Annotated in this window: 18 protein-coding genes; 6 read left to right on the top strand and 12 right to left on the bottom strand. The window is 56.7% G+C overall.

What is annotated here, in order from left to right; all coding sequences use genetic code 11:
• Positions 1 to 107: 107 nt before the first annotated feature.
• On the bottom strand, positions 108 to 962 hold the full coding sequence (locus PSPTO_RS08465) for a glycine betaine ABC transporter substrate-binding protein (RefSeq protein WP_005767600.1): 855 nt from the start codon (positions 960 to 962) through the stop codon (positions 108 to 110).
• Between the two features lie 1,065 nt (positions 963 to 2,027).
• On the opposite strand from PSPTO_RS08465, the gene PSPTO_RS08460 reads away from it, so the two are divergent.
• The 3 genes from PSPTO_RS08460 to PSPTO_RS08450 all read left to right on the top strand — a co-directional run bounded on the left by PSPTO_RS08460 (position 2,028) and on the right by PSPTO_RS08450 (position 4,864).
• Positions 2,028 to 3,326, top strand: coding sequence for a serine protein kinase PrkA (locus PSPTO_RS08460; protein ID WP_007245694.1), 1,299 nt, complete (start codon positions 2,028 to 2,030; stop codon positions 3,324 to 3,326).
• Entirely contained in the window at positions 3,319 to 4,131 is an 813-nt protein-coding gene (locus tag PSPTO_RS08455) for an MlaA family lipoprotein (protein WP_005767596.1), read from the top strand. The genes PSPTO_RS08460 and PSPTO_RS08455 overlap by 8 nt, the downstream gene beginning before the upstream one ends.
• Positions 4,132 to 4,264: 133 nt before the next feature.
• Complete coding sequence (locus PSPTO_RS08450; protein WP_005767592.1) at positions 4,265 to 4,864, top strand: hypothetical protein; 600 nt, start codon at positions 4,265 to 4,267, stop codon at positions 4,862 to 4,864.
• A gap of 26 nt (positions 4,865 to 4,890) precedes the next feature.
• On the opposite strand, the gene PSPTO_RS08445 is transcribed toward PSPTO_RS08450, so the two are convergent.
• Entirely contained in the window at positions 4,891 to 5,799 is a 909-nt protein-coding gene (locus tag PSPTO_RS08445; protein ID WP_011103634.1) for a LysR family transcriptional regulator, read from the bottom strand.
• Between the two features lie 110 nt (positions 5,800 to 5,909).
• Between PSPTO_RS08445 and PSPTO_RS08440 the strand changes: the two genes are divergently transcribed.
• Positions 5,910 to 7,127, top strand: a complete 1,218-nt coding sequence (locus PSPTO_RS08440) for an MFS transporter (protein WP_011103633.1) — start codon at positions 5,910 to 5,912, stop codon at positions 7,125 to 7,127.
• Positions 7,128 to 7,423: 296 nt separating this feature from the next.
• On the top strand, positions 7,424 to 8,500 hold the full coding sequence (locus PSPTO_RS08435; RefSeq protein ID WP_011103632.1) for a diguanylate cyclase: 1,077 nt from the start codon (positions 7,424 to 7,426) through the stop codon (positions 8,498 to 8,500).
• Between the two features lie 4 nt (positions 8,501 to 8,504).
• Here the strand turns inward: PSPTO_RS08435 and PSPTO_RS08430 are convergent, their stop codons facing one another.
• From PSPTO_RS08430 to PSPTO_RS08410, 5 genes are all read right to left on the bottom strand, one after another.
• Positions 8,505 to 9,377 carry a hypothetical protein gene (locus PSPTO_RS08430; protein WP_011103631.1) on the bottom strand — a complete coding sequence of 291 codons (873 nt, stop codon included), beginning with the start codon at positions 9,375 to 9,377 and terminating at the stop codon, positions 8,505 to 8,507.
• An 831-nt stretch (positions 9,378 to 10,208) separates the two neighbouring features.
• Positions 10,209 to 10,928, bottom strand: a complete 720-nt coding sequence (locus tag PSPTO_RS08425; protein ID WP_046463930.1) for a hypothetical protein — start codon at positions 10,926 to 10,928, stop codon at positions 10,209 to 10,211.
• Between the two features lie 188 nt (positions 10,929 to 11,116).
• The gene (locus PSPTO_RS08420; protein ID WP_161797814.1) at positions 11,117 to 11,395 is read right to left on the bottom strand and encodes a helix-turn-helix domain-containing protein; all 279 of its coding nucleotides are present in this window, start codon (positions 11,393 to 11,395) and stop codon (positions 11,117 to 11,119) included.
• Positions 11,396 to 11,879: 484 nt separating this feature from the next.
• Complete coding sequence (locus PSPTO_RS08415; protein WP_005767577.1) at positions 11,880 to 13,196, bottom strand: MFS transporter; 1,317 nt, start codon at positions 13,194 to 13,196, stop codon at positions 11,880 to 11,882.
• A 174-nt stretch (positions 13,197 to 13,370) separates the two neighbouring features.
• The gene (locus PSPTO_RS08410; protein ID WP_011103628.1) at positions 13,371 to 15,545 is read right to left on the bottom strand and encodes a TonB-dependent siderophore receptor; all 2,175 of its coding nucleotides are present in this window, start codon (positions 15,543 to 15,545) and stop codon (positions 13,371 to 13,373) included.
• A gap of 297 nt (positions 15,546 to 15,842) precedes the next feature.
• Between PSPTO_RS08410 and PSPTO_RS08405 the strand changes: the two genes are divergently transcribed.
• Positions 15,843 to 16,151, top strand: a complete 309-nt coding sequence (locus tag PSPTO_RS08405) for a PepSY domain-containing protein (protein WP_005767572.1) — start codon at positions 15,843 to 15,845, stop codon at positions 16,149 to 16,151.
• Positions 16,152 to 16,235: 84 nt separating this feature from the next.
• Here the strand turns inward: PSPTO_RS08405 and PSPTO_RS08400 are convergent, their stop codons facing one another.
• The 5 genes from PSPTO_RS08400 to PSPTO_RS08380 form a co-directional block, all read right to left on the bottom strand.
• The gene (locus PSPTO_RS08400) at positions 16,236 to 17,399 is read right to left on the bottom strand and encodes a PQQ-dependent sugar dehydrogenase (protein ID WP_011103627.1); all 1,164 of its coding nucleotides are present in this window, start codon (positions 17,397 to 17,399) and stop codon (positions 16,236 to 16,238) included.
• Between the two features lie 71 nt (positions 17,400 to 17,470).
• A complete protein-coding gene (locus tag PSPTO_RS08395; protein WP_011103626.1) occupies positions 17,471 to 17,791 on the bottom strand; it encodes a hypothetical protein in 321 nt (106 codons plus the stop codon).
• Between the two features lie 214 nt (positions 17,792 to 18,005).
• Positions 18,006 to 19,217: a GAF domain-containing sensor histidine kinase gene (locus PSPTO_RS08390; protein ID WP_005767567.1), complete on the bottom strand. Its 1,212-nt coding sequence runs from the start codon at positions 19,215 to 19,217 to the stop codon at positions 18,006 to 18,008.
• 133 nt (positions 19,218 to 19,350) lie between these two features.
• A complete protein-coding gene (locus tag PSPTO_RS08385) occupies positions 19,351 to 20,526 on the bottom strand; it encodes a PAS domain-containing sensor histidine kinase (RefSeq protein ID WP_005767564.1) in 1,176 nt (391 codons plus the stop codon).
• Entirely contained in the window at positions 20,516 to 21,337 is an 822-nt protein-coding gene (locus PSPTO_RS08380) for an alpha/beta fold hydrolase (protein WP_011103625.1), read from the bottom strand. The genes PSPTO_RS08385 and PSPTO_RS08380 overlap by 11 nt, the downstream gene beginning before the upstream one ends.
• Positions 21,338 to 21,426 lie beyond the last annotated feature (89 nt).

The following is a 21,426-nucleotide window of genomic DNA, read 5'->3' as shown; positions in this document are numbered from 1 at the left end:
CGTAGCTTGAGAAAACACCCTGATCGCGCAACGTAAAAAGCCGTCTGGCGATAACACCAGACGGCCTTGACAGGGTCTTGAGAGCCTCTTTGCAGAGCGTTTCGAGACTATTTAGCGGTCCATGCAGCGACCCGGTCCGGGTGCTTGGCCACCCAGTCCTTTGCGGCAGCTTCGGGCTTGGCACCGTCCTGAATAGCCAGCATCACTTCACCGATTTCATCCTTGGAGGCCCACTGAAATTTTTTCAGGAAGGCGACGACTTCCGGCGCTTTTTTCTCAAGCGTCAGGCTGGCGACGTTATCGACAGTTTCAGCAGCGCCATAGACGCCTTTAGGGTCGTCGAGGAAACGCAGTTTCCACTTGGCGAACATCCAGTGCGGTACCCAGCCCGTCACCACGATGGCCTTTTGCGCCTTCTCGGCGCGGGTCAGCTCGGCAATCATGCCTGCGCCGGAACTGGCCTGCAGTTTGTAGCCATCCAGGCCGTAATCCTTGATGGCCTGATCGGTCTTGAGCATCACGCCCGAGCCCGCATCGATCCCGGTGATCTTCTTGTTGAAGGAGGCGTCGGTCTTCAGGTCTTCGATGCTTTTGGCTTTTACATACTCGGGCACGATCAGGCCGATCTTCGCGTCCTTGAAGTTGGGGCCATAGTTGACGACCTGGTCCTTGTACTTGGTGTAGTACTCACCGTGAGTGCCCGGAAGCCAGGCAGACAGCATCAGGTCCAGCTTGTCGGTCGCCACTGCCTGCCACATGATCCCGGCCGCGACTGACTGCAGTTTGACGTCGTAGCCCAGCTTCTGCTTGATCACCTCGGAGGCCACGAAGGTCGTTGCCACGCTGTCGGACCAGCCTTCTACATAGCCGATGGTCAGGGTTTTGGTTTCAGCAATCGCTAGCGTGGAGCTGACCGCAAGTACCAGAGCGGCACCCGCCCCCAGTATTTTTCGCATCATCATTATCGCTTCCCCGGAAGTCTGCACCGACGGTTGTCGGGCTTCGTCAACGTTGTTTTCAAGACCGCTCCCACACCCCGCACGCTTTGATCGCCGCCACGCGCAGTGACACGCAGCAAATGCGACCGTAATCATCAACCTGCCGGGCAAGCAGACATGCTCTGGCTACGACACTGGGGCAATGGGAAACGACAACATGAAGTCATCAGCGACAAGCGCTGCAGAAAAACGTCTGAACCTGCTCGTTTTATAAAAGGAAACAGGATGTGTTACCGCGACTCACATCCACCGGCCCGAACGGGTAACACGGGAACAGTTTTTCCAGCGCAGCCCACTCATCTCGCCCCATAGCACAGCTAAGTCATTGTTTTAAAAGGCTTTGAAAAAGTTGGCACAGCTTCTGCTATCTCTCTTGCACAACAAAAACAAAAAACGACGCAGCAAACCAATAAAAACAAGACGTAACGGCTCTGACATAACAAGAACAAAACGGACAGAGGCGCAGCTAACAGATTTTTTTGGAGTGGATCAGCTTTACAGGGACCTTTCGGTGAAAGGCCTCGCGACCGGACAGAGAACAATAAAACTACCGTCAGGTAGCTCCAGAACCGGTGGGATCAGGCTGTTGTGCAGACAGATGATTAAAGCGAATCAGCGCTCAAAAAAATACGTTTGCTCTTGACCCTGATTGGGGGTCGCACAAGAACGCTGTGAAGGGACTGGTCGCCAACAACAAGAACAGGCCGCCCTATAACAATAAAAAGAGCAGGTAAAACACATTGGAGGAGAGCCACGGCTCTCCTTTGTGCTTTGTGCCTTCTGAAAAACCGCCGCACAAACCCGGCATTGTTGCTGGATATAGCGGCGTCGAGCCCCGACCGCTTGGGCATAGCGCCCAATCTGCGCCGCATGCGAAAAAATAAACCGCATATCTGCGTTGAAAAATCCCCGAAACGTGTATTGTTCCGTCATATTTACACGGTTAACCGGTGGATGCGGCACTTTGGCACTACACCTTGGTCATAGCCTGCGTATCTCATCAGCACTTCTTTCCCAAGGGATTTAGTCATGCTCCGTTTTCTGCGCTTCGCTACCGTTATAGGTGGCTTGTGTTTAAGTGCGTCCGCTCTGGCGACCAACGTCGACCCCGCCACCTATGGCTACCCGCTGACTAATCCGTTTGAAGCGACCATTGCCAGTACACCGCCCGATCTGCGCCCCGACCTGCCCGACGATGAAGACATCGACCAGGACGTCTACACGCTGAATCTGCACCCTGAACGCGAGTTCACGCTGCCCGACAACTTCTGGGCCGTAAAAAAACTGCACTACCGCCTGGCCAGACAGGATCATGCCGCACCGCTGATCTTTTTGATCGCTGGCACCGGCGCGCCTTATAACAGCACCATCAACGAATTCCTGAAGAAGCTGTATTACGGCGCGGGCTACCACGTTGTGCAGCTGTCTTCGCCGACCAGCTATGACTTCATGAGCTCGGCGTCGCGCTTTGCGACCCCTGGTGTTTCCACCGAAGACGCAGAAGACCTATATCGCGTGATGCAGGCCATCCGTGCCCAGCAAGCGCAGTTGCCAGTCACCGACTATTACCTCACCGGGTATAGCCTCGGGGCGCTGAACGCCGCGTTCGTCAGCAAGCTGGATGAAACGCGACGCAGTTTCAACTTCAAGAAAGTGTTGCTGCTCAACCCGCCGGTCAACCTCTACACCTCGATCAGTAACCTCGACAAACTGGTTCAGACCAACGTCAAGGGCATCAACAACACCACCACGTTCTATGAGCTGGTGCTGGCCAAGCTGACGCGCTACTTCCGGCAAAAAGGGTACATCGACCTCAATGACGCACTGCTGTTCGACTTCCAGCAGTCCAAGCAGCACCTGACCAACGAACAGATGGCCATGCTGATCGGCACATCGTTCCGCTTCTCGTCGGCCGACATCGCGTTCACCTCGGACCTGATCAACCGTCGTGGCCTTATCATTCCGCCGAAATTCCCGATTTCCGAAGGCACCAGCCTGACGCCGTTCCTCAAGCGCGCCCTGCAATGCGACTTCGATTGCTACCTGACCGAACAGGTCATTCCGATGTGGCGTGCCCGCACTGATGGTGGCAGCCTGCTGCAACTGGTGGATCAGGTCAGCCTGTACGCGCTCAAGGATTATCTGCACAGCAACACCAAGATCGCCGTCATGCACAACGCGGACGACGTGATCCTGGGCGCAGGTGATCTGGGCTTTCTGCGCAAGACATTTGGTGATCGTCTGACCGTTTATCCTTACGGCGGGCATTGCGGCAACCTTAATTACCGCGTCAACACCGACGCCATGCTGGAGTTTTTCCGTGGCTAAACGTCTTTTACTCCTTGCCGCACTGCTGTGTGCTGGCACGGTCCAGGCCGCTGACGCGGATACCGGCAACAAAGCTCAGCACCCGGCCACGGTAGCGCGCCAGACCGATGCGGACGGCTTTACTCAGCCGCTGAAGTCGCTGCAGTTCAACCCCGGGCTGGATCAGCGTGAGTTCGAGCGCGCCTCGATCAACGCACTGGAAGTCTACGATCCGCTGGAATCGTGGAATCGCCGGGTCTATCACTTCAACTATCGCTTTGACGAGTGGGTGTTCCTGCCTGTCGTGGATGGCTACCGCTACGTCACGCCCGGCTTCGTGCGCAGCGGCGTGAGCAACTTTTTCAGCAATCTGGGCGACGTCTCCAACCTGCTGAACAGCCTGCTGCAGTTCAAGGGCGAGCGTTCGCTGGACACCACTGGCCGTCTACTGCTGAACACCACGATCGGTATCGCCGGCCTCTGGGACCCTGCGACCATGATGGGTCTGCCACGCCAGAGCGAAGACTTCGGTCAGACACTGGGCTTCTATGGCGTGCCTGCCGGCCCTTATCTGGTGTTGCCGCTGTTCGGCCCGTCGAACCTGCGTGACACCGGCGGTATGCTGTTCGACTACACCGCAGAAACGCAGATCAACTTCCTCAACGTCGCTGAAGTCAGCAGCGATCACCCGGAAATCACCCTGCTGCGTGCAATCGATCGTCGTTACGTCACCAGCTTCCGTTATGGCCAGCTGAACTCGCCGTTCGAATATGAGAAGGTGCGCTACGTTTACACCGAGTCGCGCAAGTTGCAGATCGCCGAATAAGCGCAGACGCAATAAAAAACGGCCAACCGAGCAATCGGGCTGGCCGTTTTTCATGGGCACTTTTAACTGCCCGGCTACTCACATGCCTCAGGCGAAAGTGCCTCGCTCCATTAACAGTCAAAAAGGAATTTCCATGCGGTCTTTCGGTTTCAAGGCAATAGCGGTGTGTGTCGCGCTGGCTGCCAGCCAGGTTGCAATCAACGTACAAGCGGCCACCAAGGTCGAGGCTGCTGCACCTGTTACGGCGCCAGTGCCTGCTGCGCAGAAGGTTTCGTTGTTGGGCGGCAAACTGGCGTTTACCGTGCCTGCGGGCTATGTGCAGGGTGAAATGCCAGAAGTAGACGCGAAGGCAAAAGCTCAGGGCGTATACGGAAAGATGTACACCAATGCTACGGAAAAACGCGTGCTCATTGTCACGGAAACAACGCTGCCCATGAGCGTTGAGGCTAGCGATAACGATTCGGCCATGCTCGACGGCATAGCGGCTGGCATCGTTGACCATCAGAGCGCTGGCTACAAGGACTTCAAAAAACTGAGCGAACGCAAGATCGTCAAGAAAAACGGCCTAGGTGTGCGCCAAGTAGACAGTTCAGCCACGATGAGTGACGCGAAGGTGCTGACCACGTCGATCATTGCCGCATCGGGTACTCGCGCAGCTGTTTTGAACGTGGTGTCCAACGCGAAAAATCCGAAAGAGCAGGCAGCACTGGTGAAAACAGTCATCGGTGAGTGATGCGAGACGCAGCCTGCTAACCCGATTCAATCCACCCGTAACACGCCGGACAACCGCTCAACCAGAGCCTGCACCTTGGACAATGACTCGCGGTTGCGCGGCCAGGCCAGGTGCAGGGCCAGGCCTTCGGTGGCGAGCTGTGGAAGAATCTCCACCAGCTCGCCACGCTGCAACTGATCCTTGATCAACCAGGTCGCCAGTTGGGCAATGCCCCATGCCGATGTCACCGCAGCGACCTGGGCTTCACCATTGCCGATCACCAGCCGTGCCTCGATCGCGCGCGCCTCTTGCTGCCCCTGTTCATCGACAAATAGCCACGGGCTGGTGCTGCCATCGCCTCGGCCAAACAGAATACAGGCGTGACGGGCAAGGTCCTCGAACGTCGTCGGTGTGCCATGCCGTTGCAGATAAGCCGGCGCCGCGCAGAAGATCACCCGTTCAGTGCCCAGGTAACGGTGCGCCACGCCTGCTGGCCAGATGAGCGGGCCGCCGATGCGCACGGCGAGATCGATGCCCTCCTCGAGAATATCGACGAATCGGTCGGTGAACGTCACCCGCGGACGCAATTTGTGATGCTGCCCGGCAAAGTCGAGAATCAATGGCAACACATGCAGGCGGCCAAACGTGGCAGGCAGGTCGATGCGTAACTGCCCGGCTGGCTCGGAACGCTGAGCGGCAAGTGCGGTTTCAGCCGCCTCAAGTTCGGCCAGCATGCGCGTGCACACCGCGTGATAAGCCACACCCTCCTCGGTCAGCGCCAGGCTTCGCGTGGTGCGCTCGAACAGGCGCATGCCCAAGCGGCTCTCCAGGCGCGAAACACTTTTGCTAACCGCCGAATTGGTCAGGCTCAGACGTTCGGCGGCTGCGGTAAAACTGCCTGCGCTGGCAACGGCGACGAAGGTTTCGATGCCTTTCAAACGATCGGTAGACAGCACCTTGAGTTCCCATTGATGAATCTGATTCCATAATGTACGGAATATTTGCCAAAGATAGGAATCGATTTCTGCAATAAGCTTGCGGACATATTTTTTAACAGGTTTGTATCATGCCGTCTCTGGAAACTGCCGCCTCTGGCACCACGAGCGAAAGCTCGACCGGTGCTGGTTTGTCCATCGCGATTCTGGCGCTGGCCGGCTTCGTGATTGTCACCACTGAATTTCTCATCATCGGGCTGTTGCCATCACTGGCCCGCGATCTGGGAATCTCCATCTCAACGGCCGGCTTGCTGGTCACACTGTTCGCCTTCACGGTGATGCTCTTCGGCCCGCCGCTGACCGCCATGCTTTCGCACCTGGACCGTAAACGCACCTTTATCGTCATCCTGCTGATCTTCGCGGCATCCAATGCGCTGGCAGCGGTGTCGAGCAATGTCTGGATACTCGCACTGGCACGATTCATCCCGGCACTGGCATTGCCAGTGTTCTGGGGCACCGCCAGCGAAACCGCAAGCTTGCTGGCCGGGCCCAAGCGCGCGGGCAAAGCCGTTGCGCAGGTGTACCTCGGCATCTCTGCCGCAATGCTGTTCGGTATTCCGCTGGGCACTCTGTTTGCTGACGCAGTGGGCTGGCGCGGCGCGTTCTGGGCGCTGACTGTCCTGTCTGCCTTGATGGCCCTGCTACTGGCGCTGTCGATGCCACGTCTGGAACCTACCGCCAAGGTCGGCCTCGCCGAGCAAGCGAAAATCCTGCGTGACCCGCTTTTTCTGGCCAACCTGCTGCTGTCCATTCTGCTGTTCACGGCGATGTTTGGTGCTTACACCTACCTGGCAGATACGCTGGAGCGCATCGCCGGTATCGAGTCGGCTCAGACAGGCTGGTGGCTAATGGGCTTCGGTGCGGTCGGCCTGATCGGCAACGCACTGGGTGGTCGTTACGTAGATAGCAGCCCACTGGGCTCGACCATGGTCTTCGCGCTGCTGCTGGCGCTGGGCATGACGGCGAGCGTACCGGCAGCAGGCTCGCTGCCACTGCTGGCGGTGGTGCTCGTGGTATGGGGGATTGCCCATACGGCGTTGTTCCCGATCTGTCAGATCCGGGTGATGAAAGCCGCACCTCAGGCTCAGGCCCTGGCCGGCACCTTGAACGTGTCGGCGGCCAATGCCGGAATCGGGCTGGGCTCGATTATCGGCGGCCTTACCATCGAGCATCTGGGCCTGAACGCAGTGGGGTATGTCGCCGCCATCGTGGCATTGCTGGCTATCGCCGTCGCATGGATGACCAGCGTTCAGCAAGGCCGGATTGAGAAACACAACGTCTGCGCGTAATGTTGCCCCGCCCTTCTGAATGTTCCGAACAGTATGTCTGTCAACACGCAGACACACTGTTCGGTTATTCCGCTTGAATCGCCCTGTAAGTATCGTCATATTTTTGAACAGCGTTCCAGGCTGGTTCTGTCAGTTAATTGACTTTGAAACAGCCATGCCTCTGCAATATGTAGCTATTTGACATCCCCCAGCAAAATATTCTTCCCATGGCACTGGTGAACGCTCAAACTCCTGCCTTTCGGTCAAGTGACGATGTTTTCTGACCGATTCAGAATAGTCATGTCTGGTGAGAAACCATGAGCACACATCACCGTAGGGGGCTGGCGTTCGCAAAGCGAATTTACGCCCCGAGAGCACTCGGTGTCAGTGTTGGTTTTATTACTGTCGCTGTGTCCTTGTATTACATGAATGCCGCGCACTGGCTTTGGTCACTGGCGCTGCTCAATTCATTGACATGGCCTCATATTGCTTACCAGATCGCGAAAAAGTCACGCCAACCCTACCTGGCTGAATGGCGCAACATACTGTTCGATTCGCTGATGGGCGGGTTCTGGATTGGCGCAATGGGGTTCAGTGCTGTTCCAAGCGTCACGGTAATAGCCATGATGGCCATGCACAACATGGCGGCTGCAGGCCCGCGCCTTATGCTGCAAGGCTTTGGCGCCCAGGCACTGGGGGTGTTGATCTCGCTGGCGGTGCTCAACCCCGTCGTCAACCTGGACGGCAACATGATGCAGATCTATGCCTGCCTGCCCGTGCTGGTGATCTACCCCATTTTCATCGGCTGGATGAACCATCAGGTCACGCTCAAGCTCTGGGAGCATCGCAACATCCTGCGCACGCTCAGCCGCACCGACAGCCTGACCGGCCTGCTCAATCATGGCGCCTGGAAGGACCTGCTTGATCTTGAGTTCGCCAAGAGCCAGAACCAGCATCAGGAATGCGTGATTGCGCTGATCGATATTGATCACTTCAAGATCATCAACGACACCTACGGCCACCTCATGGGCGATACGGTGCTGCAGAACATCAGTGAAGCACTGATCGAAAACCTGCGCGATTCCGACCTGATCGGACGCTGTGGCGGCGATGAGTTCTGTGTGATTCTGCCCAACACCAGCCTGCTCCAGGCACGGGAAATCCTTGAACGCATGCGCCTGGCGATCGACGAACTGACCTATTCACTGCATTGCGACCTCAAGGCCAGCCTCAGCGTCGGCATCGCTGCCTACTCACCTGAACTGCCCGATGCCTCATCATGGCTGCATGAAGCTGACAAGGCCCTGTACCTCGCCAAAAGCACCGGCCGCAACCGCGTGGTCAGCGCCGAAGATGCCGCCCCGGAAAGCCAGATCGCCAGCGCCGGCATCTGAGCGGTCAACGTTTGTTCTTGAACAGCACATCGAACAGGGACGAGAAATTCTCCACGCCCATCGCTTTCATGAACGACTTGCGCATGTCATCGCGCAGGCTTTCCAGGGTGATTTCTTTTGGCTTTGTGGTTTTGGGGGGCGCAGGGGTGGTTTCGCGAATATCGCCTTCGCCAAGGGTGTACTTTTCCTTCGACAGGGTTCTTATGTAGTCACCTTTCTGACTTTTATACACAGCGAAATCAGGACCCAGTTGTTGGCTCTTGTCTCCCGTCGTTGAAAACTGACTGATGACCTTCTCCATGAATTCAAAGTGGTTGTGACCGAGAGCGCCGAAATCTTTGTCCGTGATGAAACGAACAAAGCCCTGATCCAATCGTGTGCTTTTCAAAGCGTCTCCATTAATAATACGCTTAGCCGTCTCCGCATTTTTATCTGTAAAACTGTAAGAAACTTTATGCCCTTCCAGGTCATACGTTTTGCCTTGGTTATGACGAGCCCAGATCCTTCCGTCGTCTTTCTCCCTGTACGATGCCAGCCCGAACGCCAGGTCATCGACATAGGAAAGATCAGCACCCTGATCTCTCGCAAACTCATAAATATCACCAAGAAGCCTCCGATCATCCCGCGTCAAAAAGGATGCTTCAGGCATGGATGTTCCACACTCGGCCTTTCCAAGCAACGGGGCAGAACGATTGGGGTCTGTGAGCCCGAAAACTCTTTGTTTGAGAAGAGCCTCACCACTGATCGTTACTGAAGAGTCCTGAGGGTTTGTTCGGATGGACGAATCAGCAAAAGTGGAGGTTGTTTTCAACGCTATTTTTTCATCAAGTTGCCGTGCCGCTATCAGCGCCTCTATGCCAGAGCTTATCACTCGCATGATGGTGACTCCTGATATATGGAATCCCTGACGGTTATCGTCAGGGATTGACAATCAATACGTTAAATGAAAGGTGACCGTTTCTGGCCCCAGCGGTTTACTCTGCCAAGGTCCACTTTCAGCGTTGTGTCGGATGATTACATCAGAGGCGTAGCTGAAACCAAGATTATTAAAGGATTCAGAGCTTCCTGGAGTACCTGGAATAATAGTTATACATTCAGCATCGTGAACACCGCGTAGTCGAAAGCAAATATTGGCGCGCTCACCAACACTTTGCGGGAATGATGTCGCTGTCCATGAGATTTTTCGTAATCGGGAGTTATTAGCGGCTCCGCGGGGATAATCAGACAACCTCAGTTGATGCCTAGAGAAAGCATTATGGCCCAGCCCATTGGTAGTCGTGGGGGTTCTAGTGGTTGTCACCGAATATCCACAGCCTGACTGGCCGGCCGATGCAAACAATAAAATTACAGGGAGTAGTCTCTTCATGTATTTTAGTCCAAACATTGCTAATTCAAGTTGAGTTTTCAAAAATCGCATCATTGACGATTTTAAAATTCTATACTGCTCGTAATTCACCGGGATCAAATAAACACCTCCAAAAACCTTAATCACTCATTAAAAATTTTTTCTTAGAAAAAACAGCTAGTCACTCCCATCCAAACTCCAGCCAGAAAGCCACCCAGGAAACGTACTGAAATACCAAAACTAAAAAAATCCGCCAAAACCTTTATAAAACTAAAACAAACGTAAAACACGTGAATACTTTTCTGGGATTTATTAAACCTTACGGACTTCATACCATGCAAAACACTTCGGCAGAACACACCCTCAATCAATCGAAAACTCAAACGAAGACAGATTCTCAAGAAGCCACTCAGGCGTGTGCACTTCCAGCAGTGCACTAATGGGTTGTTCCATTATCAGTTTGCCGTACAGGGCTTCTTCCTGCTCCAGGTGCGCGTATTGAACGCTGCGGTAGTTGAGTTGGTAGATGCTCTTTTCGATAGGCAACAGCCTGTCGAAGTGTTCCAGCAGCCCGTGAAAGACGATGCGCCGTTCCACGGTATTTCGTGTCGTGGCGATCAGTTTGCTGAAGTACTCGCTGTCGTGTCGTCGCAGGGCTTCACTGGCCGCGTAACGCTCGACCAGGGTGTGCAGCGACAGGTCATCGAACATGATGCAGCACAGGTCTTCACGCAGTTTGCCTTTGAAGGGGTTATCGACCTCTGGCCGGCGGCCGTGCAAGCCCAGTGCGAACTGCACGGCGCGCTCGGCCAGCCATTGACGCTTGCGCCCCTCGAGCTGGGCAAGGTCCTCGAACAAGGGCGACTGACGACCCTGCGAGCGGATCTGTCGTATCAGTTTCATGAACAGCCCGGAGGGGCCGGATAACTTCGCCTGTTGCTCGGCAAGTTGCGCCATCGAAAACGCGGACTGGCGGGTTGCCAGGTGATGAAAATCTGTTGTCAGATTCATGCCCGGCCGACGCGGATCGAGCCGCAATGACTGATCGGATCCTGACGCCCCCCGAAGAAAACAAACCGTCATGAATATTGCTCCTTTTTATTGTTTGCAGTGTGGTGTACGGACAGGTGTTTAGACTGTCTTTTTTGGCGACCAGGTAATTGGGTGCCTGAAGAGCAGCCACAGCCCAACCTGTTCGATTGCTTGCTCAACTGCACCAGCCCAGCAACGCTGATGGCACTTTTATAAAATATGTTTTGTGACAAGACACATTATGTAGGCGCTGGCTCGCCGCACAATCCGACAGATGTAGGGGGTCGGGTATTTTTTTCTGGCAGTAACAAAGAAACGCATCGCGCCATCAGCTCGGCACGAGTCTTTACCTGATTTTTTCTGAGCAATGAAGACACGTGATCACGCACGGTATAGTCGCTGATACTGAGCTGCCTGGCGATTTCCTTGTTCGTGCAGCCCTGCAACAACAGGCCAAGAACGTCCTGCTCTCTAATGGTCACCCACATGATATTCCCTCTTGCTATTATCTTGCACACAGACAAATTTGTAGGATGATTCTTACATTCGTCTTCCATGACTTCATGACCTAAAGAGTAAATCGGCACCGAGATCATTTTATTTAGCCTTGTTTTTTTCATTAACCCCGACACACAACCCAAAGCCCTGAAAGAACTGTTACACCTGTAAGAAAATTCGTACCACCGACTTAATATTAAAGAAAACTCCTACAGAAAATAAGGAACGATTACAGTTTTATAGTTATCTAGATCGTGACTGACCCACCAGCTCAAACGCTCCGCGCAGGAACGTTTAGAAAAGCAAACTAATACAAGATGCAATTGATATAGACAGGCGCAAGATAGACTCGGGCAAACAGAATTACAATCAGTTGTTACAATTGAAATGGCGTTACTACAGGAACTTTCCCGATAACGCCCGACTGACGCCGCCCACTGAGGTGAGCGGCGAGTGCGTAAAATTAAATGATTGGATGCGTACCACGGAAACCCGGCGGGTGGTTTATCCAGCCCGGCGTGTGGCGACGTCATCCACCACCACGCCCCGGCGCAGACCGAATACCGCAGCGGTCGTCAGGCCCACGGTGCCCATGATCAGGCTGTAAAGCACACAGACCCAGATATTCCAGGGCATCAGCGCGATCAGCAGCAGCGGAGTGGTACTGGCCCAGAAAGCGTAGGCGATATTGTAGGTCAATGAGATGCCTGACACGCGGATGCTCGCCGGGAACAGTCCGACCATCACCGAAGGCACCACGCCGACAATCCCGCAGGCCAGCCCGGCAATGGCGTAGGCGATGCCAAGCGGCAGCGACTGCTGGATGAGGCTGGTGTAAAGCACGCCGATGCCCAAGGGCAACAGCAGGCTGTAGAACATAACCCCGCGCCAGGCACCGATACGGTCAACCAGCAGCCCCGCCAGCACGCAGCCGATATTGAGAAAAACGATCCCCAAAGCGCTGAGGGCGAAGGTATGGCTGGCGCTGATGCCAAATCGCTGCTGCATGACGGTCGGCGTGATCACCACCAGCACAACCACTGCTGAGGTCAGCACAAAGGTCAGCAACACCGCAGGCAACAGAGACTGGCGGTGTTCGCGCAGCACCTTGCCCAGCGGCAGTGCCGGCAGGTTTTCACGCTGGGCGTGCATGGCGATGAACACGGGTGTTTCGTTCAGCCAGCGGCGCAGCCAGACACCCACCACGCCGAACACGCCGCCGAGCAGGAACGGTATGCGCCACGCCCAGTCGAGAATTTCCGCCGGGCTGAACGCCCTCGCCAGCCATGTTGCGGTCAGCGCGCCGAGCAGATAGCCGAACGTCAGGCCCGCCTGCAGCACCCCCAGTGCGTAACCACGATGCCCCTTGGGTGCGTGTTCTGCCACGAACACCCAGGCGCTGGGCACTTCGCCACCGACCGCAGCGCCTTGCAGAATGCGTAATACCAACAGCACCAATGGCGCCCAGTAGCCTATCTGGGCATAGGTGGGCATGATCCCGATCAGCAGACAGGGCAGCGCCATCATCAGGATGCTGAGGCTGAATACTTTTTTGCGGCCCAGCCGGTCGGCGAAGTGCGCCATCAGAATCCCGCCCAGCGGACGGGCGAGATAGCCCGTCACGAAGATCCCGAAGCTTTGCAGCAGGCGCAACCACTCAGGCATGTCCGGAGGAAAAAACAGCTGGCTGAGGGTCAACGCAAAGAAGACGAAGATGATGAAGTCGTAGATTTCCAGCGCCCCACCCAGCGCCGCAAGGCTCAGGGTCTTGTAATCGGCTTTGCTGAAAGGTTGAGGAGCAGGGTGTACGTTGGCCGTCATGATGCCCCCGAAACATGGCAGAAAAGAGCGCCCGGCACTCGCAGGGCGCGAAGAATAGCAAAGCGTGCCAGCGCATGCGCTGCAATGTCTGGTGCAGCCCGCCTGGCTTGACACTGATACGACGTGCAACGCGCTGAAGCGGGCCTCACGCGTTGCAACCGTCGGCCCGCTGACTTAGAAGTTGACCGATGCAGACAAGCTTGCCGTTCGCGGGGCGCCCATGAACAGGTAATCATCGCCCAGGTATTCCCCGGCGTCGCGCCAGTAGCGTTTGTCGAACAGGTTATCAACGGTCAGGCGCAGTACGGTGTCATACCCGCCCACTTTGGTGCTGTAGCGGCTGCCGAGGTTGAACAGCGCGTAGTCGTTGACCTGTACCGAGCCTGTGCGGTCGGCATATTTGCTGGCGCTGTACTGCATACCGCCAAGCAGGGCCAGGCCGCGAATCGGCAGGCTGTAATCGGCTTGCAGCGTAGCGCGGTATTTGGGCACGTTGAGCGCCTGATGGTCTTCATAGGCCTCGGTGCCGCTGCCTTCGACCCGTGCACGAATAGCGGCCGCACTTGCCGATATCTGCAGGCGGTCGGTCAGCCAGCCCCTCGCGCCCAGTTCAAGCCCGGTGTTCTTCTGTTCGCCCTGCTGAACGTAGGTAAAGGTGCCGTCATCGTTGGGCCTGGAATACTGGTAGGCCTGACGGGCCTGAAACAGCGCCGCGGTCAGACTCATGCGTTGCCAGTCGTACTTGATGCCCGCCTCAAGTTGCCGCGATACGGTCGGTGCGAGAATTTCGCTGGCGTTGGTGGTGAACCAGGCGGCTGTCCCGCCCAGCGAGAGGCCCTTGCTGTAGCTGGTGTACAACGAAATGTTGTCCAGCGGCTTGTAAATCAGCGCCGCCTGCGGCAGAAACACGTAACGTTCGGTGTGCCGCGCATCGCTGCCGTCCTCGTTGAAGGCCCGTTCATCAAGCCGGACCTCACGCCCGCCCAGCACCGCCTGCCAACGGTCGTTGAAGCTGATACGGTCGCTGACAAACAGCCCGTACTGGCGGCTGTCCAGACGGCGCTCAGTGTGCGTCAGTGGCAGGCTGGACGGCGCGACCGGCTCAGGCGATTCATTGATGTTGCCCGAGCCCACAAACTCGTTGAAGGTGCCGCGCGTGTCTACGGTGCGCCGGTAGGCGCTGGTGCCGAAGGTCAGTTGATGCTCGAGAGCCCCGGTCGCGAAGGTGCCAGACATCGCCGCCTCGACCTCATCGTTGCGACGCGTGTCGTCGGGGCTGCGGAAGTCATAGATGTCATACCCCCCCTCGGCGCTGAAATGGTTGGGCACAGCTTCTGTTGCGCAACTGGCCGAACCATAGCAGCCCCACGCAAAGGCGCTGTAGTCATCGATGACCACCCGGCTGCGCGATGCACTGAGGCTGCCCTTCCAGCTGTCAGTGAACCGGTATTCGAAGCGCCCGCTCATGTTCAGCGATTCGATACCCACCGGATTGGACCAGTTCTGATAGCCCAGCAGTTTGCGCGGCGAGGCATCGTGGGGCAGCGTTGTACCGCCCAGCAGTTGATAACCGGGCACCGAGCGCTGCTCTTTGTTCTGGTACTCGACGTCCAGTTGCAGCAAGGCCCGCTCGCTGATGTTCCAGTCGAACGCCAGCGATGCAAAATCGCGCTGACCGTCGGCATGCTCGACATAGGAACGAATGTCTTCGTGAGCCAGGTTGGCGCGCAGACCGAATTGCTGCTCGCTGCCGAACCAGCCGCCGACGTCGGTGGCAATGTAGCGCTCACCGTGCTCGTTGCTGGACACCGTGACCGACCGGACGTCCTGCGCGCGTTTGGTCTGATAGTTGATGACGCCACCCGGCTCGGAAACGCCGCTCTGCAGGCCAGACAAGCCTTTAAGCAGCTCGACCTGTTGCTTGTTTTCCAGCGCCACGTTCTGCTCGCCGGCGATGCTGCGGCCATTGATGCGATAGCTGTTGGCCGCGTTCAACGAGAAGCCGCGCACCACAAAGTTTTCGTAATAGCCCACCGGCGCATAGCCCTCGCCCACCGAGGCATCGTTGCGCAGCACGTCACTCAGCAGCTTTGCCTGACGGTCCTTGATCAGCGCTTCGCTGAACACCGACACCGAAGCGGGCGTGTCGAGCAACAAAGCCTGATCGAGCCCATAAATCGATGCACGGCCAGCTCTATAGTCGCTGGCGCTTTCCTGCTCGCTGAACCCGGTTACGTTGACCGCATCCAGATTGAGCGGCTCTGCGGCCAGCAGCGGCGAGGCGACCGCCATCCCCAGGGGCAGCAATCGCCAAGCGTGATGCATGGCAGGTCGGTATGGCGTACTCATCGATCAGACTCCGCAGGGACAGGCGCCTGGACAGACGCGATGCACCTTCCGGCAGGGGGCAACCTTGTACGTTCACTGCCGGTTTTTTTCAACCTCTACGTGACGCTTCGGTATAAACGAAGGGTTCTGGAAAACTTTACTTACGAAGCAGACGGCAGGCAGCGAAGCAAAACTGTTGCAGGCTGGAATAATTAAGCGTGAATTAAGTAAGCGCAGCTAATCTGACGCCAACAAAACGGCTGAACCAATCAGCGTTTGACGACTCCATTAAAACAGATCAATCAGAAGGAACACCTTATGAAACTTATGCCTGCCCTCTTCGCTGCTGTTGCCCTCACTGCTGCTGCCGGTGCTGCCCAAGCCGATATTGGTCCCGATGAAGTAGTTCGCCTGCACAAGGCGGGCACAGTAGGTGACTTCGAACAGTTCAACAAACAGGCTCTGGCTGCACACCCCGGCTTCACGATCCACGATACCGAGCTGGACAAGACCGTTACTGGCCAACTCGTTTATCAGATCGAGCTGAAAGGTCCTAATCGCGTTGAATGGAACTACGACGTTGACGCCAAGACCGGCAAAGTGGTGCGTGACGCGCAAGATCATTAATCCGGCAGCCTGACCTACCTGTAACACTTATAAGAAAATTCCCACGTACTTGTGGGAATTTTCGTTTCAAGCATTTGACACTTATTAATTAGCCAGCCCGACTTTCAATACACTTCCCTTGTCGTCATCGGTCAACAGGTACACATAACCATCCGGTCCCTGACGCACATCGCGTATCCGCTGTTTCATGTCTTTCAACAGTCGTTCTTCATGAACGATCTTGTCACCCTCGAACTTCAGCCTGATCAGTTCTTCAGTCGCCAGTGCACCGATGAACAGACTGTGATCCCATGCCTTGAACAGGCTGTGGTCATAGAACGCCATCCCGCTGATGCCCGGTGACACTTCCCAGACGTGGAACGGTATTTTGAAGCCTTCGACAAACGTGCCCTTGGCTTCAGGAATCGGTTCGCCCGAATAATTGATGCCGTGGGTCGCGATTGGCCAGCCGTAGTTCTGACCGCGCTCGATAATGTTCAACTCATCGCCGCCTTTGGGCCCGTGCTCGTTGGTCCACAATGTGCCGGTCCATGGGTTGAGCGCTGCGCCCTGCTGGTTGCGATGGCCGTAAGACCAGATCTCTGGCCGGACGTTTTTCTGACCGACAAAAGGGTTGTCTTTCGGCACGCTGCCGTCCGGGTAGATACGCACAACTTTGCCTTGCAGCTTGTCCAGGTCCTGCGCGGTCGGGCGATCATTGTTCTCGCCCAGTGCGATAAACAGGTAACCGTCGCGATCAAAGACCATTCGCGAGCCGAAGTGATTGCCGATCGACAGTTTTGGCTGCTGGCGGAAGATCACCTCAAAGTCTTCCAGACGAGTCATGTCTCTGGATAGACGGCCACGCCCCGCTGCCGTACCGGCAGTATCACCCTCGGCGGCGGTCTTGCCGCTGCCTTCGGAGTAGGTCAGATACACCATTCGGTCCTTGGCGAAGTCTGGCGACAGCACGACGTCAAGCAGGCCACCTTGCTTGCGCGCCCAGACTTCAGGCACGCCGGAAAGCGGCTTGGACAGCTTGCCATCCGCCGACACGATGCGCAGGTTGCCGGAACGCTCGGTCACCAGCATGCCCTGTTTGTCAGGCAAAAACGCCAGCCCCCAAGGATGGTCCAGCCCTTCAGCCACCGAACTGACAGTCAATGTGCCCAGCTCGCTTTTGTACTGCTCGGTAGCGGCGCTCGCCGTCATCGGCAGGCTCAGAATGGCCGCTGTACACCATGTCGCGATCAGGTTTTTTTTAAGCATGGGCGTTTCCTTATGCATTGGGTCGACGTCCCGTCAGTCAACGGGCTCGTTGGGTTGAAAATGTTGAACATTCAGTTGGCGCGTTTGGGGTCTGTGGTCGGTGTAGACGGTCGCGGCGAGGTCTGACGCGTCGGGTAACCGTTACCGATACCGCCGTTCTCCAGCGTAGGCTTGCGCACGGGTGGCGCAATGTTGGGGCCAGGAGCGCGCGGCACGCTCGATTCGGTGCCCTGACGGCTGTTGGGGTTGGAACGCTTGATCGAGCTGTTGTAGGGGTTGCTGCTGGCACCGTTATTGAGGGTGCTGTTCGGCAGGGTCTGTGCCTGAATGGCACTGACGCCCGACAACGCAACGAGCGCGCCTGCAATAAGATTGCGCATAAAACTGTTCATCACATACCTCTTGGTACAGGTGAAGGCTCCGGGTAACGATGGAGACCCAGGCCTTTGATGGCAATCGAGGCTTCAGGTTCGACCCGACACTGACGATGAGCAAGTAAAGCGATGCGCAAGTTTGTAACAAGGATGGTCAAAGCCCGATACGCTGGAGAACGAGATGCGGGCCGTGGTCTTGTTTCTGCAGGGGCCTGAAGTGCCCGCTATGCGGTCACAGGTCTTCGGCGTGCGGGCAGGTGCTGCTCGGCTTCAGCGGCATGCTGAAGGTGAATACGGTGCCACCTTCCTGCGTCGAGCACACGTCAAGCGTGCCGCCGTGAGCCTGCGCTATCTCGCTGGCGATATACAAACCCAGCCCCAGCCCGGCCTGCGGCTCGTTAGTGATCGGCCGTGAGTACGGCAGAAACAGCTGCGAACGCATTGACTCGGGGATCGGCTCACCCTGATTGGCAACGCTGAGCACAAACCTGTCGCCGAGCACCCCGGCGGCCACCTCGACCGAGCTGTCAGAGGCGCCGTGGGTGATCGCGTTGGAGACCAGATTGGACAGCAGTTGCGCGATCCGCTCATGGTCACAGCGAATGAGCTCCAGCGCCCCGATATTCGAACGAATCAGTCGGGAGGGGTGCACACGCTGTATCTCAGACACCACATGCTCAAGCGTTTTGTCCAGGCCATGGGCGTCGTGAATGCTCAACGGAATGCCATGCCCCATACGACCACGGGCGAAATCAAGCACGTCATCGACCAGTTGCGAGGCACGCTGGCCCGACGTCAGGATGTGCTGAGCGACCTGCAACGTCTTGTCATCCAGCGGGCGGCGCAGTAACAGCTCGGCACTCGCATTGATGGCAAACAGCGGATTGCGCAGGTCATGCCCCAGAACGGCGATGAATTGATCACGCAGCTCAGCCACTTCGCGCTCGGCCAGAAGATCGGCCTGCACACGCTGCATGTTCTCTTCGGCCTCGATCTGCAGCGCCAGAAGGCGCGCGAACGACACCATCATCGCCTCGATAGGCGTGCCGGTCAGCTTGGCGGGCTTGGGATCGAGCGCACAGATGGTGCCGAAAAAACTGCCATCGGTGAGAAAAATGGGTATCGATATGTAGCTCTGGAAGTTGTAGCGACGCGGTGTGTGATGCGCGCAGAACAGCTCGTCCTCAGCGACATGATCGATCACCACCGGCTTATGAGAGGCGCGTATCTCGTGGCAGATCGTACTGATCAGCTCCAGCTCACCACCAGGCTTCAAACCAAAACCGAGGTTGTCCAGGACCGCGCAGGCCGTCCAGGAGTCTTCGGTGACGCGCGCCACTGCCGCGAAACCCAGGCCGGTGGATTCGGTAATGACTTGCAGAATCGCCGGCACCGCGCTGATCCGGCTGATTGTGGCTACATCATTTGAAATGGATTGCCGCATGTAGGACCTGTTTTAGCCTGGAGGTGATGGCGCAGGACGACATTCTACGTGCTTGATGCTATTTGTGCGCTCGGGATCGGCCTCTTTGAAGATTACCTCACCGGGCACAACTGCCGTTGCAGAAGGCGTCCAGTCATACAACCGGACGCGGAAAGGCGACTGTGAAGGTTGTGCCCGCGTCGGTCGAAGAACTAACCGTTATCTCGCCCAGGTGTGCCCGAATAATCTCGCGGACGATGAACAAACCCAGACCGACGGTTCTGGTTTCATCGCTGTCGCTGACCACATGCATCACGGGCTCGTAGAGATCGTCGACTTTTTCCAGCGGTATCGGCTCGCCGAAATTGTGCACCGACAACTTGATGAGGTAAGTCTCGAACGATGAGGTAATCAGAATATCGCTGCCATCTTCGCCATAATTGACAGCGTTGCTGACCAGATTACCGAGCACCTGCAACAGACGATCAGGGTCAGCCGAGCACGCGCCCTGCCCCTCGCTGCGATGAACCAACACACGGTGGGGGAACACCTGACGCAGCTCCTCCACACCTCGGGCGACAACCGCGTGCAGGTCGATAAGCTGAGGGACCACGGTGATGCCGCTGCCGACACGGGCATGGGTGAAGTCCAGCAGATCGACAATCATGCGCTCGGCACGGTCGGTGGAATGATGGATATGCCCCAGAATGCGCTCCTGCCGCGACTCGAGCTTGGTACGCTCCAGCAGCCCGGCAGCCATCTTGATCGCCGCCAGCGGATTGCGCAGGTCGTGACTGACAATACCGATCATCTGTTCGGCAAAAATCGCTCGTATTTCTGCCTCGGCGTGGGCCAGACGCAGGCGGTTGCGTGCCGAGGTCAGCTCGCTCTGAACCGTCATCTGATGCTGCAGCAGCTCTTCGGCCAGCTTGCGTGCGGCCAGCAATTCACGTTCGTACTTGTTGCGTTCCTCGGCCAGAAACACTGCCACCTCGTGCAGAAACCCTGACGGGTACTCACGGCGTATGGCGTTGAGCATCATGGGCACCGAGCGGCCATCGGCGTGGATCAGCTCGACTTTGACTTCGGCAATCGATCCTTGGGTCTGCAACAGCGGTGCCCAATGTGTTTGCAGAAAGACTTTGCCTGCCAGATTCAACAGGTCCTGGAAGCGTCGGCCGATCACCGCCTCGCGCTCCAGCCCCAGCCAGCGGCAGAAGGTCAGATTGGCACGTTCTATCGTGCCATTGGGCAACGTCACCAGCAGGCCGCAGGCTGCATGTTCGTACAGCTCGCCTGTTGCCGGCAGACTCTCCTGCTCAAGCAGCATGATCAGGGCTCTCGTAAGGTGCCAGAAACAGATTCATGGCCGTAATACACTCTTGCGGCGCACTCATGTGCGGGTAATGCCCGACGTTGTCGATCATGTGCAAGGCGCTGTCGGCGATCACATGGTGCAGATACTCGCCGACCTGCACTGGCACGACCAGATCGTCGCTGCTTTGCAAAATGAGCGTCCTGCTGTTGAATCGCGCAACATCGGCACGATGGTCGGAGAGGAACGTCACGCGAGCAAACTGCTTGGCGATTTCGGCATTGGTGCGACAAAAACTGCTGGCGAGTTCTTCGCTCAGTTCCGGCCGGTCGCCAGCCCCCATCAACGTCGGCGCCATGGTGCTGGCCCAGCCCAGGTAATTGCTTTCCAGGGTTTCCAGCAGCGAGTCCACGTCAGCGCGGGTAAAACCGCCCAGGTAATCGCCGTCGTTGAGGTAGTGAGGCGAAGGACCGACCATGATGTGGCTGTCGAACCGGCTTGGCGACTGAAGCTCGGCGAGCACGGCGATCATGCAACTGACCGAGTGACCGATATGCACCACCGGCCCGGTTCCGGCGAACTCGTCGGCCAGTTCCAGCAAGTCAGTGGCGTAGCCCTTGAGCGAGGCGTATTTGTGCGGGTACCAGGCCGACACATCGGAGTTGCCGCTGCCCACCAGGTCAAAGAGCACAACCTTGAAGCGCTCGGCAAAGTGAGGCGCCATAAAACGCCACATGTGCTGATCGCAGCCAAATCCATGAGCAAAAATCAGAGTGGCCGGTCCATCGCCCATGATGTTGACGTTATTGCGCTGTTGGACCGACATATCGGGCTCCGAAAATAGCCACGCCACCGGCTTGGTGTGCATGCAGTCATGATGATGAGAGGAGATTATCACCGTTAAAGGCACACTAG

The organism is Pseudomonas syringae pv. tomato str. DC3000, assembly GCF_000007805.1.
Classification (GTDB): Bacteria; Pseudomonadota; Gammaproteobacteria; order Pseudomonadales; family Pseudomonadaceae; genus Aquipseudomonas; species Aquipseudomonas avellanae.
Note: the sequence above shows the minus strand (reverse complement) of the source record. Positions and strands in the feature narration are given on the sequence as shown.